Origin of the sequence: Uliginosibacterium sp. sgz301328 (genome assembly GCF_041807905.1) — a bacterium.
Taxonomy (GTDB): domain Bacteria; phylum Pseudomonadota; class Gammaproteobacteria; order Burkholderiales; family Rhodocyclaceae; genus JBGVSA01.
In genome coordinates, this window is record NZ_JBGVSA010000010.1 from 60,316 (window position 1) to 74,670 (window position 14,355).

A 14,355-nucleotide genomic window follows, 5' to 3' on the forward strand; every position below is an offset into this window, starting at 1 on the left:
GTTTTGGAACGCTCGGGATGATCGGGGGAGGGACCCGGGCGTTGTTACAGCGCTTGCACGACGGCCGCTTCGAACTTGCCCGCGCGGTAGTCCATCAGCGTCTGCATGATTTCCTCCTGCGTGTTCATGACGAACGGGCCGTACTGAGCAATCGGCTCGCCAAGCGGGCGACCGGCGATGATCAGCACGCGCGAATCGCTCGTCGCGGTAATGACCACACCGTCGCCTTCATCGTTGGCCAGCAGACCCATGTTGCGGTCCGGCACCGCCGTGTCGCCCACCTTCACTTCACCGCGATAGGTGTAGATGAAGGCGTTGTGCCCAGCCGGAATGCGTTGCGTAAAGCTGGCGCCTGCCGGCAGATGCACATCGACGTACAGCGGCTCGGTGTCGGGTCGCGTCACCGCGCCCTCCACTCCGTGACTTGCGCCGGCGATGACGCGCACGTTCGCGCCGTTTTCGGTGTTGAACTCCGGAATTGCCGCCGCAGGGATGTCGCGGTACGACGGCGCCACCATCTTGTTCTTGGCGGGCAGGTTCAGCCACAGTTGGAAACCTTCCATCAGCCCGTCTTCCTGCTCGGGCAACTCGGAGTGGATGAGGCCGCTGCCGGCGGTCATCCATTGCACGCCGCCGTTCTGCAGCAGACCTTCGTGCCCGGCGCTGTCGCGATGGCGCATGCGCCCCGCGATCATGTACGTCACCGTCTCGAAACCACGGTGCGGATGGTCGGGGAAGCCGCCCATGTAGTCGTCCGGGTTGTCGTTGCGGAACGCGTCGAGCATCAGGTACGGGTCGAGCCTGCGTTGCAGCGGTTGCGTCAGCACACGCGTCAGCTTGACGCCGGCGCCGTCCGATGTGGCCTGGCCGCGTACCAGACGTTCCACGCCGCGCGAGCGCACGACGGTCTCGGTCTGGACGGCAAGCTGTTGACGTGGATCGTTCATGATCTTTCTCCTCTGTATACGTGCCGCCACATGGCGGCACGGTGCTCTCTGTCGGGGCTGCGGGGTGTTACGCCAGCGCCTCGGCGATTTCGACTTCGGCCTGCGCGAATGCCTTGGCGGCCGATTCTTCGCCCATTGCCAGACCTTCAGCGTAGATGAAGGTCACATCGGTCATGCCCAGGAAGGCCAGCACGGTCTTCAGGTAGGGCACTTGCGAATCGGCCGGCGTGTCGCGGTACAGACCACCACGCGCCAGTGCGACGTAGACCTTCTTGCCCTTGAGCAGGCCTTCCGGACCGTTGGCGGTGTACTGGAAGGTCACCTTGGCGCGCGAGATCGCGTCGATCCACGCCTTGAGCTGAATGGGCACGCCAAAGTTGTACATCGGCACGCCCAGCACGACATAGTCGGCTGCCTGCACTTCAGCGATCACCGCGTCGTCGATGGCGACACGAGCAGCCTGTTCGGCACTGCGTTGCTCGGCCGGCGTGAACAGCGCGCCCAGCGCGGCTTCATCCAGCGGGGGCAGCGGGTTGGCGGCCAGGTCGCGCACGATGTGCGTGGCTTCCGGGTGAGCCTTGATCAGGCGCTCGACGATGGTGTTGGCCAGCCGGGTCGATTGGCCGGCGGTGCGGGCGCTGGCGTTGATTTGCAGAATGTTCATTTGCCGTACTCCTGTGTCTGTGTGGTGATGCCGTGAGTGCACTGTATTAGGTGGGGAGATGGGTCGGAAGACGCTAAAACGGATATGATCGTTCCGCTGATGGAACGAAGGAGAACTGCCATGGACGTCGATGCCAACGATCTGCTGTTGTTCGCCCGGGTGATGGAAACGGGTAGTTTTTCCCGTGCCGCCGAGCGCACAGGCTTGCCGAAATCGACCGTCTCCAGGCGCATCACTGCGCTCGAACAGCAACTGGGGGAGCGCCTGCTGGCGCGCAGCACGCGGCAGTTGGCGGTGACGGATTTCGGACAGGGCGTGCTCGAGCATGCCCGGCGCCTGGCCGAAGAAGTGGAAGGCGCGGCGGCGTTCGCCCAGTTTCGCCAGGCGACACCGCGTGGCCGCCTGCGAGTATCCATGCCGCCGGATTTCTCCGAAAAGCTGGTACTGACGACCTTCTTCCTGCAGTTCTGCAGCGACTATCCGGAAATCCGTCTCGAACTCGACATGTCGCCACGCAATGTCGACCTGCTGTCCGAACAGTTCGACCTTGCCATCCGCATCGCTCCGCGACTCGAAGACGACGCGACGCTGGTGGCACGCAAACTCTCCGAACTGCCCAGCGCGCTCTACGCCAGCCCGGCGTACCTGGCGCGCTACGGTCGTCCCAAAACGCCGGACGATCTACTGAAGCACACTGCACTGCACATGGTGACAAGCAACGGTGAGCCAATGCGCTGGAAGCTCCAGCGCGGGCACGACCACTGGGAGGGCCTGCCCCCCGGACCGCTGGCGACCAATTCGATGGGCCTGATCCTGCAACTGGCTTCGCACGGCCTGGGCATCGCCCAATTCACCGGCCGTATCGCACTGCCAAGCGTCGAGATGGGTTTGATCGAGCAGGTGCTGCCGGAATGGTCGGCTCCGGCCGTGACGGTCTGGGCGGTGATGCCGAGCCGCCGGCTGATTCCGACGCGCACGCGGGTGTTCATCGACGCGCTGTCGCGCGCGCTCCAGAACTGCAATGAAGCCTACGAGGCCGCTGCCGCGCAAACGCCCCTGACGTTGCCGCAGGCGACCACGCTGGTGAGCTGATCAGACCATCGCCTGCAGCAGCCACAGCACGACCATGCCGGCGGCGATGGTCGCCAGCACGCTGCGCGTGAGCCATGCCGCGAGCAGGGCGGCAAGCGCCGCCCACATGCGCAGATTGTCCGTGGCCACGTCGAGCTGCCCCTGGCGCATGAGAATGTCCGGCGCGATGAGTGCGGCCAGAACCGCGGGGGGCACATAACGCAGGAACCCTTCGAAGCGGCCACCTTGCGGCAGCCATCGTCCACCGGCGATGAATGACAACCGGATCAGGAAGGTCACCAGTCCGCACGCCACCATGGTGAGGAACAGCCAGCCGTCGCTCATGGTGTCCTCCGGTTCAGTCCGCGTGCGATCCATCCCGCGGCCATGCCCGCCGCGGCCGCTGCGATGATCCACAACTTGTGCGGCATGCCCTGCAACGCCAGCGCCGCCGCCGCGGCGACCAGCGCCGCGATCACCTCCGAGCGGCCGCGCGCCGCCATGACAAGCAGCGCGATGAAAGTCAGCGGGATCGAAAAATCGAGCGACCACGAAGCCGGGATCGCAGCGCCGATCAGCACACCGCCCAGCGACGACAATTGCCAGCCGGTCCAAAGGGTCAGTCCAGTACCAAGCAGAAAGAAATGCCGATGCGCCGAGGGCGCGCCGTCGCGCATGCGCACGATGGCCATGGCGTAAGCCTCATCGGTGAGCAGGTATGCCAGCAATATTTTCCAGCGCCACGACAATTGCCGCAGGAAAGGCGCGACGCTGGCACTGTAGAGCGCATGGCGCGCATTGACGACGCCGACGGTCGCGGTGATCACGGCGGGCGGCACCGCCGCACCCCACAACTGCGCGAAGACCACCTGCGACGATCCACCGAACACCACCGAGGACATCAGCACCACTGCCCAGCCCGGCAGGCCGGCGGCCAGACCGAGCACGCCATAGATGAGCCCGAAGGGCACGACGCCGAGCAGCAATGGGACTTCGGCGCGTACGCCGGCAAGGAATTCGTCCATCGGGCCGTGGACGGGCAGATCGGGTCGATGCATCGGGAGTTTTCGGTGGAGAACGGAAGGCCGCGCCAGAAGGTCTTGCGCGGCCAGCCGACATGACACCACAAAACACGCGTGTTGCGCTTGTCTCAGACCACCCGCCGGACACCCCGCAGGGATGTCAGGCGACCGGCGCTTCTTCGGTTTCGCCTTCCGGGAGGTGGATCACGCCGGTGTTGTAGTTGTATTCGAAGACCTCTCCGTAGCGGCCCCATTCGATGGCCACTTTCAGCACCCGTTCGGCCTCGGCCGCTTCCATGCTCTCCTGCAGCAGCCTGAGGAAGGGGCCTTCCGGCAGTTCGCCCGAGGGTTCCTGTTCGAGGCTGTGGCGGATGTGCGCGGCCAGCGGCACCTGCGAGATCAATTGCTGGCCGAACAGTTCGTGCCTCAGCGTGTTGCTGCCATGGACGAAGTTGCGCGCCAGCGGTGTGGTCGTAACGTCGCCATGCGCGACGGTGGCGAAGCCGAGCAGATGCAGCGCACTGACCACGGCCAGCAGTTCGTCGTCGGTAAGGTCCGACTCTTCCACCAGGCGCGGCAGGTCGGCGCGACCGCGGAATGGCTCGCCCGCGAGGAGTTCGAGTACGCCTTCCATGCGGCCCACGTCGGCACTCGGCAGGCGTTCGCCCAATGCGGGGCGCGTTTCTTCCGGGCGACCCGCGCGCGGCGCGCTGGCCGTCATCAGGCCGTAGACCTGGTCCACCAACGCGCGCACTTCGAGGCTTTCCGCATCGCGCGGACGCGGCATTTCGATGCGCAATTCAGAACGCACGCGGCCGGGGTCGCTGGCAAAGATCAGCACACGGTCGGCCATCATCACGGCTTCCTGGATGTTGTGCGACACGACCAGGATGCCGCGCGTGGGCATCTGGCCGCTTTCCCACAGTTCGAGGATGTCGTCGCGCAGGCGCTCGCCCGTGAGCACGTCGAGCGCGGAGAACGCCTCGTCCATCAGCAGCACGGCCGGCTGCATCACCAGTGCGCGCGCGATGCCCACGCGCTGGCGCATGCCGCCGGACAGCTCGCGCGGCAGCGCGCCTTCGAAGCCGGACAGCCCGATCAGCTCGATGGCGTCCTGTGCGCGGCGCGCTCGCTCGGTGGCCTCCATGCCCTGCGCCTCCAGCCCCAGTTCGACGTTCTGCTGTACCGTCAGCCACGGAAACAGGGCGAACGACTGGAACACCATCGACACGCCACGCGCGGGCCCGTACAGCGGCTGGCCACGATAGCGGACGTCGCCCGCATCGGCGGGGATCAGTCCGGCCATGATGCGCAACAGCGTCGACTTGCCCGAGCCGGACTGGCCGAGCAGGGCAACGATCTCGCCTTCGCCGAGCGTGAAGTCCACGCCTTCCAGCACGGCGCGCGGCGTGCCGTCGGACGAACGGAACGACTTGCCGACGTTGCGCAGTTCGATCAGTGCTTCAGTCATAGTGTTCTAGGTCCCTAGTCCTCGTCGCGCGTCACAGATGCATGCGGTCTTCGGCGATGCGGTAGAGCCGCCGCCACAGGAAGTGGTTGAGGCCCATGACGAACAGGCACATCACAGCGATGCCCAGCGCGATGCGCGGAAAATCGCCTACCGCCGTCATGTGCGCGATGTAGCTGCCCAGACCATGGGCTTCGAGCGTGGTGTCGCCCCAGGTTACATATTCGGCCACGATACTGGCGTTCCACGAGCCGCCGCTGGCGGTGATCGCACCGGTGACGAAACTCGGGAACACCGCCGGCAGCAGGTAGCGGCGCCACTTGAGCCAGCCCGACAGCCCGAGATTGCGCGCCGCAAAGCGCAGTTCCGCGGGGATCGTCGACGCGCCGGCGATCACGTTGAACAGGATGTACCACTGCGTGCCGAACACCATCAGGGGCGACAGCCACACGTCCGGATTCAGTTTCCAGTGCACGATCAGCATCACCGCCACCGGGAACATCAGGTTCGCCGGAAAGGCGGCGAGGAATTGCGCCACCGCCTGCAGGCGACCGGCCCAGCGCGGGTTCATGCCGATCCAGATGCCGATCGGCACCCACACCAGCGAGGCCACCGCGATCAGGATCAGCACGCGGACCAGCGTCGCGACACCGAGCATGAGCACGTGACCCGCCTCGGACCAACCCACTTCGGCGTGGATGAACGTAAACATGCGCCATGCGGCGAACAGCACAAGTGCTGCCAGCACGGCATCCCACACGCGGTGGTACTTATCGTAGTTGCTGCTGGCGCGGGCGCGGATCGACGTGCCGTCATAGTCGCGGCGAAAACGCGTGAACGTGCCTTCGAGCATGCGTACCGCGCCACGCGCCACGCTGCGCATGCGCTCGGTGCGGCGCAGCCAGTCGAGCAGCCACGACGATTGCGAATCGCCGCCGGAGGTCTCTTCGAAACGGAATTTGTCCGCCCACGCCAGCAGCGGGCGGAAGAACAACTGGTCGTAGAGCAGCACGCCCACGGCCATGCCGCCGATGGCCCAGCCGATGGCCGACAGGTCGCGCGCATCGATCGCCATGGCGATGTACGAACCGACGCCAGGCAGCTTGATGTCCTGGTTGGCAACCGAGATCGCCTCGGACGCCACCACGAAGAACCAGCCGCCGGACATGGACATCATCATGTTCCACAACAGGTTCGGGATTGCGAAAGGCAGCTCCAGCCGCCAGAAGCGTTGCCAGCCCGACAGATGGAAGATGCGCGCGGCTTCCTGCAATTCGGAGGGCGTGGTCTTGAGCGACTGGTACAGGCTGAACGCCATGTTCCACGCCTGCGAGGTGAAGATCGCGAAGATCGCCGCGCACTCCACGCCCAGCAGATTGCCCGGGAACAGGGCGATGAATCCCGTCACCGTGATCGACAGAAAGCCCAGCACCGGGATCGACTGCAAGATATCGAGCAGCGGCACCAGCACCTTTTCCGCCGCTCTGAACTTGGCGGCCAGCACCGCGAACACGCACGAAAAAATCAGTGACAGCCCGAGCGCTGCGAACATGCGCAGCGTGGTGCGCAATAAGTAATATGGCAGCACCACCGGATCGAGCGTGAGCGGCAGCGGCGTGCCGACCTCGTAGGGCCGCGCCATCTGCGAGGCGCCGAAGCACAGCAGTACGATGCCCGACAGCACCAGTGGCAGCAGCGCCCAATCCCAGCGATTGCCGCTGGCCTCGACGACCTGGCGTGGAAAGAACTGCCTGTTGTTGATCATTATTTGCCTGGAGCCCCGTGCCAGCGCCGGAAAGTAACACGTTCACATGACAGGAAATCCGCATGCCGCAAACACAACGCGGCAAGCACGCAAAACGCTGACAGGCCTCGTGTCGGCCATCTTGGCAAGTGACGGAGTGCAGACTACAATACGGGCCTCGCGTGGGGGGGTAGCTCAGCTGGGAGAGCGTCGCGTTCGCAATGCGAAGGTCGGGAGTTCGATCCTCCTCCTCTCCACCACCGAATCTGTCCGTTCACGGACCGAAGGCCGAAACACCTGATTCATCAAGGGTTTCGGCCTTTTTGTTTTCTGGCGCCGCTCTTCCGGATTGCGATATCGTCCCGCGTCTCACTGCCCGGCATCGACATGCGGCAAGGGCGAAAAGTGCGCCAGCTCATCGGGTGTGCACTGCCCGATGAGTCCCGTCTCCCACTCCAGGTAGCGCCGCGCGGCGTCGAGGTTGCCGTCGTGGCGGTCGTGGACGAAGAACAGATAGTCGATGGCCGTTTGGTCGTCCGGTTCGGCTGGCGTGGCAACGAGCACAAGGCCCGCCGCGAGAACCGTATTCCACGTTGCGTGCGAGATGCGCTGCACGCCGGCCTGTCGGACTTCGATTGCGGCGAGCGCGGCGATGTCGGCCTCTCCGATCAGTACGACTTCGTCGGCTCCCGTGACGACGCCGGGCAGGCGCGGACGGATGGACCATGCGGCGCCGGCCGCGTGACCGGCCCGATAGGCGAGGCTGTCCCGGACATCGATCAGGCGCGCACCTTTGCGTATGGCGTGCTGCAGACCGGCGACGTTCAGCTCAGGCGCGCGGGCCGGCGTGAAGGCTGCGTGCCCGGGCACTTTCAACGGCGCGGCGATGCCCTCGCGCACGGTGGCGGCTTGCCAGCCCATCTGGCGCAGCCACGCGGCGGCGACGGGCGCGCGCACGCTTTGCGCGTCAAGCACGAGTACGCGTGCGCCGCGTACGACGAGCGTCAGATCGGTAGCCTGGATCAGCTGTCCGCCCGGCGCGTGCACGGCGCCCGGCAGCGTATGTGCCGCGTATTCTTCTGCCGTGCGCACGTCGACCACGTACGTGGTGCGTGATCGATCGTCGAGCCAGTGCTGCGCGCTGGGCACATCCAGTTCTTCGACGCCTGCGCGTCGAGCGTAGCGACGAGCCGCGTCGCGTGCGGCGCCGACGTTGCGTGGCGCTTGAGCGAGCGTTCGCGTGCTGCCGTACTCAAGCTCGAGCCCGGCCAGGCGCCAGCCTTGCGTGCCATTTTCCAGGGCCAGGACCGGATTGAGCCAGCCAAGGTGGCGCAGCGTCTGCGCGCCGATGATGCTGCGCGTGCGTCCTGCGCAGTGCACGACGACCGGAACGCCGGCATCCGGCGCGAGCGGTGCGGCGCGCAGGGCCAGTTCGCCGTTGGGTACCGGCAGCGCGCCGGGCACGGCCATTTTGTGATGCTCGGCGAGCGTGCGGCCATCGAGCAGCAAGAGCGGGTCGCCGTTGCCCTGCATCCGATGCAGGGACGCGGCCGATATGTGCGGCGTGCCGCACACGGCCTCGACCAGTTCGCCGAAGGTCTTGGAGGGGACGTTGATGCCTTTGAAGAGCGAGCCCCCGCCCGAAGTCCACGCCGCTGCGCCGCCTTCGAGAATCGCGATTCGCGTGTAGCCGAGACTGCGCAGACGCTCTGCCGCGCGTTCCGCGATACCGTCGCCGTCGTCGATCAGTAAGATGCGCGTTTCGCGTCGCGGTACGCGTTCAGTGACCGTCAACTCCAGGCGGCTATAAGGCAGATTGACCGCAAAAAAGGCGTGCCCTTCACCGAATTGACCGGCTTCGCGTACGTCGAGCAGTGCGATCTCATCGCCGTCGTTGATCCAGGCGCGCACAGTGGTGGCGTTGATTGCTTGTGTCATGCAGTGATTTTTTCCTGCGGCGCATCTTCGTGCGCCGCTTTGTGGTCGCTTAGAGCAGGCCGCGTGCGATGCCGCCGTCTACGTTGATCGATTGGCCAACGATGTACGACGAGCGTGGCGAGAGCAAAAAGGCCGCGACGTCGGCGATCTCTTCCGCCTTCGCAAAACGGCCTACGAGGATCTCTTCCGAAAAACGATGGACGATGGCGTCGACCGTCGTCCCCTCGTCACGCGCCAAGGTTTCTGCGCGGTCCTGCCAGAGCCGTGTCCACGTGCGCCCCGGGCACAGCGCGTTGACGCGGATACCGTCCGGCGCCAATTCCGCCGCCAGCGTCTTGGTCAGCGCGAGCAACCCTGCCTTATGCACATTCGATACGACCTGGTTCGGATACGGCATGCGCGCCGCCGCGCCGCCGAAGAACAGCACGCGTGGAGAGCGCCCTTGCCGCAAAAGGGGCAAGGCTGCCCGCACCGTGCGCACGCCGCCGAGGACGTTCAATTCGTAGTTGGCGAGCCAGTCGGCGTCCGTGAGCGATTCGAACGAGGCCCGACGGCTGCCGCCCGTTGCCAGCACCAGCGCATCGAGTGATTCGATCCGTTGCAGCAGATTTGCCACCGAGTCGGCATCGGTGACGTCCGCCACCTCGGCGACGACCGGCGTGCCGGTGTCGTTGGCGATGCGCTGTGCGGCTGCCGCGATGGCATCCGCGCGGCGTGCGGCGATCGTCACGCGTGCGCCTTCGGCAGCCAGTGCACGCGCCGTGGCGTAGCCAATGCCCTCGCTGGCGCCGACGATCAATATGCGGTCGCCCGCGAGTTGCAGATCCATGGCGCGCCTCGTCAGTCCACCGTGATGTTGGCTTGCGGGATCACCTTCGCCCACTTGGTGACGTTCTCCCGCACGTGCTGGCCCAGATCCGCCGGTCCGCCGGAGACCGGCTCGAAGCCCAGTTCGATCAGGCGTGACTTGATGTCCTGTTCACGGACGATCTTCTGGATGGCGCCATTGACCTTGTCGACCAGTGCTGCCGGCGTGCCGGCCGGCGCAAACACGCCCTGCCAGTTGGTCACGTCGAAGCCGGGCACGCCTGCTTCTGCCACCGTCGGCACATCGGGCAGCGCGGTGGAGCGCTTCGGCGTGGTCACGGCGAGCGCGACCAGCGCCCCGGCCTTCACCTGCGGCACGGCTGGCGCGAGCGTCACGAACAGGCCGTCGACGTGGCCGCCGACGAGGTCTGCCACGGCCGGGCCGCCGCCCTTGTAGGCGACGTGCGTCCAGGTCACGCCGGCTTCCGATTGATACAGCGTGCCGGCCAGGTGACCTGCGCTGCCGCTGCCGGGCGAGGCAACGGTGATGGCCTTGCCCTTCTGCTTGACCAGCGCGGTGAAGTCCTTGAGCGTCTTGACGTTCAGCGACGGCTTGACGACCAGCACTTGGGCGGCGGTGGTCACCAGCGAGATCGGGGCGAAGCCCTTCACCGGGTCATAACGCACGTTCTTGTACAGGCTCGGGTTGATGGCCAGCGCGTCGGACGCAACCAGCAGCGTGTAGCCATCCGGCTTGGCCTTGCTGACGTATTCGAACGCCGTGTTGCCATTGCCGCCCGGGCGGTTTTCGACCACGAAGGGCTGACCCAGTTGGGCTTCGAGACGCTGGCCGAGCAAGCGGGCGAGCGTGTCGAGGCTACCGCCGGCAGCGGTCGGTACGATCAGCCGCACCGGCTTGTCGGGATAGTCGGCCGCCAGTGCTGCGTGTGCCGTGGTGGCGACCACCGCAGTGGCGAGGATCTTGGTGATGAGACGTTTCATTGCATGCTCCATGGATAAGTGTTGAGGCGTTCATTCCTGGAACGCGATTTCGCGGCCGCGGCGAATTGCCGGCAGCAGCAGGGTGATGAGCAGGACGGTGGCCGCCGCTAGCAAGGTGACGCTGATGGGACGCGACACGAATACGTGGAAGTCGCCTTGCGTGATGATCAGTGCGCGGCGGAAGTTCTCTTCCATCAACGGGCCGAGGATGAAGCCCAGCAGCAGGGGCGCGGGGTCGCATTCGAGCTTGATGAACACGTAACCGAGCAGGCCGAAGCCGGCAGTCAGGAAGACATCCGCGGTGGTATTGCTCACCGTGTAGACGCCGATGGCGCAGAACAGCAGGATCGCCGGGTACAGCCAGCGATAGGGAATCTGCATCATGCGCGCCCACACGCCGACCAGCGGCAGGTTGAGGATCACCAGCATGACGTTGCCGATCCACATGCTGACGATCACGCCCCAGAACAGATCCGGCTTCTGCTCCATGATCTGCGGCCCCGGGACGATGCCCTGGATGGTCAGTGCGCCGAGCAGCAGCGCAGTCGTCGCGCCCGAAGGCAACCCCAGCGTGAGCAGCGGCACAAAGTTCGTTTGCGCGGCGGCGTTGTTGGCCGACTCCGGTCCGGCCACGCCCTCGATGGCGCCGTTGCCGAAGCGCGACGGATCGCGGGCGATCTTCTTTTCCACGCTGTATGAAGTGAACGACGCCAGCGAAGCGCCCGCGCCCGGCAGCACACCAAACAGCGAACCGATGCCGGTGCCGCGCAGGATCGGCTTCCACGCTGCACGCAGTGCCGCGCGGTCGGGCCAGATGCGGCCGATACGTCGCTGGAAGGTGCGTTCGCCTTCTGGCTTTTCGAGGTTGGCGATGATTTCCGACACGCCGACCAGCCCCATCGACGCGACGACGAAGCTGATCCCGTCAGCCAGCGAACTCAGGCCAAAGGTCATGCGTTCTTCGTTGGACGCGACGTCCGTGCCGACCAGTCCGAACGCCAGTCCCACCAGCACCATTGCGATGGCCTTGAGCGGTTCGCCGCGCGCCAGCACGACGGCGCCAACCAGCCCGAATGCCATCAGCGCGAAGTTGTCGGCCGGGCCGAATTCGAGTGCGAAGTGCGCCAGCGTCGGCGAGAAGAGCGCCATCAACGCGGCCGCGATGGTGCCGGCAATGAACGAGCCGATGGCTGCGATGCCCAGTGCGATACCGGCTTCGCCACGTTGCGCCATCGCGTGGCCATCGATGGCGGTCACCACGGATGAGGGTTCGCCAGGCAGCTTCATCAGGATCGCTGTCGTCGAACCGCCGTACTGCGCGCCGTAGTAGATGCCGGCCAGCATGATGATGGCCGTCACCGCAGGCAGGCCGAAGGTCATCGGCAGCAGTAGCGCGATGGTGACCACCGGCCCCACGCCGGGCAGCACGCCGACGACGGTGCCGAGCAGCACGCCCGCGAAGCAATAGGCAAGGTTGCTCCAGGTGCCGACCACGGATAACCCGAGCGCAAGGTTGTTCCATAGATCCATGCTCATGCCCCCCACGTCGGCCACAGCGGCACCGGTACGCCCAGCCCGTAGCGGAACACCACGACGACGATGGCGGCGAGCACGACGACCAACGCCGTGAGTTCGACCGCGCGACCACGCCAGCTGATGGCGCGTGCTGCCAGCACCAGCAGCGCCGAGGCGGGGATCAAACCGAGGTCTTCGATAGCGAAACCGAACACCGTCAGCGCGGCGGTGGCGGCCAGTATGGGAAGACCGGCGAAGCGCTCCACACCCGCCCGCTCGCCACGCGCGCCCTTGATGGCGATGACAAGACCGATCGCTGCCAGCAGCAGGCCGATGCGCAAGGGCAGATAACCGGGCCCCATGCGCTCGGCGCTGCCCTGGTGCAGGCCGGCGCCTTCAAGGGTCGTGACTGCGCCGAGGAAGAGAAACAGCAGCCCCGCCAGAAAGTCGCGCTGGCGAAGCGATGCGCGGAGTTGTTGCGCGAAGGATGATGCAGTGCGCGCCATGGGATATCGAACCTCTCATTGCAGATGGACTCTCGTAGCAACGCCGCCGTCGCGTGAATGACAAATGCATGTGTGACGGCGATGCCACTGTGGAGACCAATGTAAGAGGTGCGCTTCTCGACGCGAACTTCAAATAACTGCTTTGCTTATGAATGACTGTGCACCTCGCGGCGCACTGGCGCGATTGCAAGACGCTTGCGCGATCGGCAACTTATTGATGCGTTGATGAAAATATCCGCTGGCCGCTTTGCATGATGCGGACGGCATGTCCTGGCGGGGGCATCGACACATTAGCGCCGCGAATCAATTGCGCGAGAGCGCTAATCGATCCTCGCCTGTGACAGCGCACCGGGCGTGGCGCGTTGCCGACTGGCGATGAGTTCATACGCTTGTCGCACGACAGGATTCACGGTGTTCGGGCGTATCCAGAGGTAATACGTGACCGAGGGCAGCGGCGGCATGCCATCGCTGGCGCCGAGCGTGCGCATGTCGGGCTCGACCATTTCCATGGTGCGTGCCGTCACGCCCAGCCCGGCGCGGATGGCCGCCTTGATGCCGATGAGGCTCGATGACCGATAGGCAAGCCGCCACGGTATGCCGGCCGCGTCGAGCGAATCGATGGCGAGCCGGCGGAAGATGCTCGGCTCGTCGATGAGGATCAGCGGAAGCGGCTGCTGCGGAGCGTGGATGAACTGCGACGAGCAGATCCACAAGGTGGGCGAGGTGCGTAGCGCGATGCCTTGCAGGTCCGGGTCGGTGCGTGTGGAGATCGTCATGTCGAGCTCGCCCCGTCGCAATGATTCCATCAGATGCGGGCTGCGGCCGACGTTGATCTCCAGCCGCAGCCGTGGAGCCGAGCGCGCGATGTGCGAGAGCATCGGCGGCAGAAGCGTGTCGGCGATGTCGTGCGGGGACCCGATGCGCAATGAACCACTCATGCCATCGTCGGCAAGCGCGCGGATGGCGTCGTCGTTCAGGCTGAGCAGTTCGCGCGCGTAGCGCAGCAATTGGCGACCCCGTTCGGACAATTGCTTGGTGCGCCCGTCGCGCTCGAACAGTGCAACCCCGAGCTGCGATTCGAGCCGCTGCATGCGCTGGGTGATGGCCGACTGTGTGAGCTCGAGTCGGTCTGCGGCGGAGGCGAAGCCGCCTTCGTCCACGACCGCGACGAAGGCGCGCAGCACGTCCAGTTCAAGCGTCTTCGACATGGTGAAAAAGCTGGCTCGTCGCCGAATCTGTAAAACCTCATTTTCCCGGCGGTGAAGTCATGGTGACAAAGCAGAAAAAGTGCAATGCTCTTCAGGCGTCGAACGTTGTGACGCCTGTGCCGTGGAAAAGCGGTGGGACGGTCGTGATAACCAATGAAGGTATGGCCTTCCCGCTGCGTCGCAACACATGGGGTGGTGGATTTTTTTCGCTGACGATCTAGCGGCTTTGACGGAAATGCCAGATCATGCGCAACCGAATCCATGAGCCCGGTGTTGGAACCCGCTGAACCCCGGAACGTCTTAGCGCTCAGGAGTCTGGCGCTGAACAGGCAAGGTGACCGGTCCGCTGGCCGTCGCTGCCCGGGCAGAATGACTCCGGTCGCCGGATCGGCAGCGCGGGGCCGGATGCATGGTCCTGGCGCCCGTTCTTCCAAGCGTTTCGGTGTCGGGGTTCCTGGAACAG

General features: G+C 65.3%; 14 protein-coding genes and 1 tRNA gene. 3 read left to right on the plus strand and 12 right to left on the minus strand.

The features are described 5' to 3' along the window. Positions 1-44: 44 nt before the first annotated feature. The gene (locus ACDA63_RS09475) at positions 45-947 is read right to left on the minus strand and encodes a pirin family protein (protein WP_373662985.1); all 903 of its coding nucleotides are present in this window, start codon (positions 945-947) and stop codon (positions 45-47) included. A gap of 67 nt (positions 948-1,014) precedes the next feature. After that, positions 1,015-1,611: an FMN-dependent NADH-azoreductase gene (locus ACDA63_RS09480; protein ID WP_373662986.1), complete on the minus strand. Its 597-nt coding sequence runs from the start codon at positions 1,609-1,611 to the stop codon at positions 1,015-1,017. Positions 1,612-1,731: 120 nt separating this feature from the next. Between ACDA63_RS09480 and ACDA63_RS09485 the strand changes: the two genes are divergently transcribed. Beyond that, complete coding sequence (locus ACDA63_RS09485) at positions 1,732-2,703, plus strand: LysR family transcriptional regulator (RefSeq protein WP_373662987.1); 972 nt, start codon at positions 1,732-1,734, stop codon at positions 2,701-2,703. Here the strand turns inward: ACDA63_RS09485 and ACDA63_RS09490 are convergent, their stop codons facing one another. The 4 genes from ACDA63_RS09490 to ACDA63_RS09505 form a co-directional block, all read right to left on the minus strand. Next, positions 2,704-3,027, minus strand: coding sequence for an AzlD domain-containing protein (locus ACDA63_RS09490; RefSeq protein WP_373662988.1), 324 nt, complete (start codon positions 3,025-3,027; stop codon positions 2,704-2,706). Beyond that, entirely contained in the window at positions 3,024-3,740 is a 717-nt protein-coding gene (locus tag ACDA63_RS09495) for an AzlC family ABC transporter permease (protein ID WP_373662989.1), read from the minus strand. The genes ACDA63_RS09490 and ACDA63_RS09495 overlap by 4 nt, the downstream gene beginning before the upstream one ends. Positions 3,741-3,864: 124 nt before the next feature. Continuing rightward, the gene (locus ACDA63_RS09500) at positions 3,865-5,175 is read right to left on the minus strand and encodes a nitrate/sulfonate/bicarbonate ABC transporter ATP-binding protein (protein WP_373662990.1); all 1,311 of its coding nucleotides are present in this window, start codon (positions 5,173-5,175) and stop codon (positions 3,865-3,867) included. A gap of 31 nt (positions 5,176-5,206) precedes the next feature. Further along, positions 5,207-6,937, minus strand: coding sequence for an ABC transporter permease (locus tag ACDA63_RS09505; RefSeq protein ID WP_373662991.1), 1,731 nt, complete (start codon positions 6,935-6,937; stop codon positions 5,207-5,209). A 163-nt stretch (positions 6,938-7,100) separates the two neighbouring features. Here ACDA63_RS09505 and ACDA63_RS09510 point away from each other — a divergent pair. After that, positions 7,101-7,176: transfer RNA gene (locus ACDA63_RS09510), tRNA-Ala, on the plus strand. 109 nt (positions 7,177-7,285) lie between these two features. On the opposite strand, the gene ACDA63_RS09515 is transcribed toward ACDA63_RS09510, so the two are convergent. The 6 genes from ACDA63_RS09515 to ACDA63_RS09540 all read right to left on the minus strand — a co-directional run bounded on the left by ACDA63_RS09515 (position 7,286) and on the right by ACDA63_RS09540 (position 13,892). Further along, complete coding sequence (locus tag ACDA63_RS09515) at positions 7,286-8,854, minus strand: rhodanese-like domain-containing protein (protein ID WP_373662992.1); 1,569 nt, start codon at positions 8,852-8,854, stop codon at positions 7,286-7,288. A 49-nt stretch (positions 8,855-8,903) separates the two neighbouring features. Next, complete coding sequence (locus ACDA63_RS09520) at positions 8,904-9,683, minus strand: SDR family NAD(P)-dependent oxidoreductase (RefSeq protein ID WP_373662993.1); 780 nt, start codon at positions 9,681-9,683, stop codon at positions 8,904-8,906. A gap of 11 nt (positions 9,684-9,694) precedes the next feature. After that, positions 9,695-10,663, minus strand: coding sequence for a Bug family tripartite tricarboxylate transporter substrate binding protein (locus tag ACDA63_RS09525; protein ID WP_373662994.1), 969 nt, complete (start codon positions 10,661-10,663; stop codon positions 9,695-9,697). 30 nt (positions 10,664-10,693) lie between these two features. Beyond that, positions 10,694-12,199: a tripartite tricarboxylate transporter permease gene (locus tag ACDA63_RS09530; protein ID WP_373662995.1), complete on the minus strand. Its 1,506-nt coding sequence runs from the start codon at positions 12,197-12,199 to the stop codon at positions 10,694-10,696. After that, the gene (locus tag ACDA63_RS09535; protein WP_373662996.1) at positions 12,196-12,684 is read right to left on the minus strand and encodes a tripartite tricarboxylate transporter TctB family protein; all 489 of its coding nucleotides are present in this window, start codon (positions 12,682-12,684) and stop codon (positions 12,196-12,198) included. Before ACDA63_RS09535 ends, ACDA63_RS09530 begins: the two co-directional genes overlap by 4 nt. Positions 12,685-13,004: 320 nt before the next feature. Continuing rightward, complete coding sequence (locus tag ACDA63_RS09540; RefSeq protein ID WP_373662997.1) at positions 13,005-13,892, minus strand: LysR substrate-binding domain-containing protein; 888 nt, start codon at positions 13,890-13,892, stop codon at positions 13,005-13,007. A gap of 59 nt (positions 13,893-13,951) precedes the next feature. On the opposite strand from ACDA63_RS09540, the gene ACDA63_RS09545 reads away from it, so the two are divergent. Then, positions 13,952-14,113 carry a hypothetical protein gene (locus ACDA63_RS09545; RefSeq protein ID WP_373662998.1) on the plus strand — a complete coding sequence of 54 codons (162 nt, stop codon included), beginning with the start codon at positions 13,952-13,954 and terminating at the stop codon, positions 14,111-14,113. Positions 14,114-14,355: the final 242 nt, after the last annotated feature.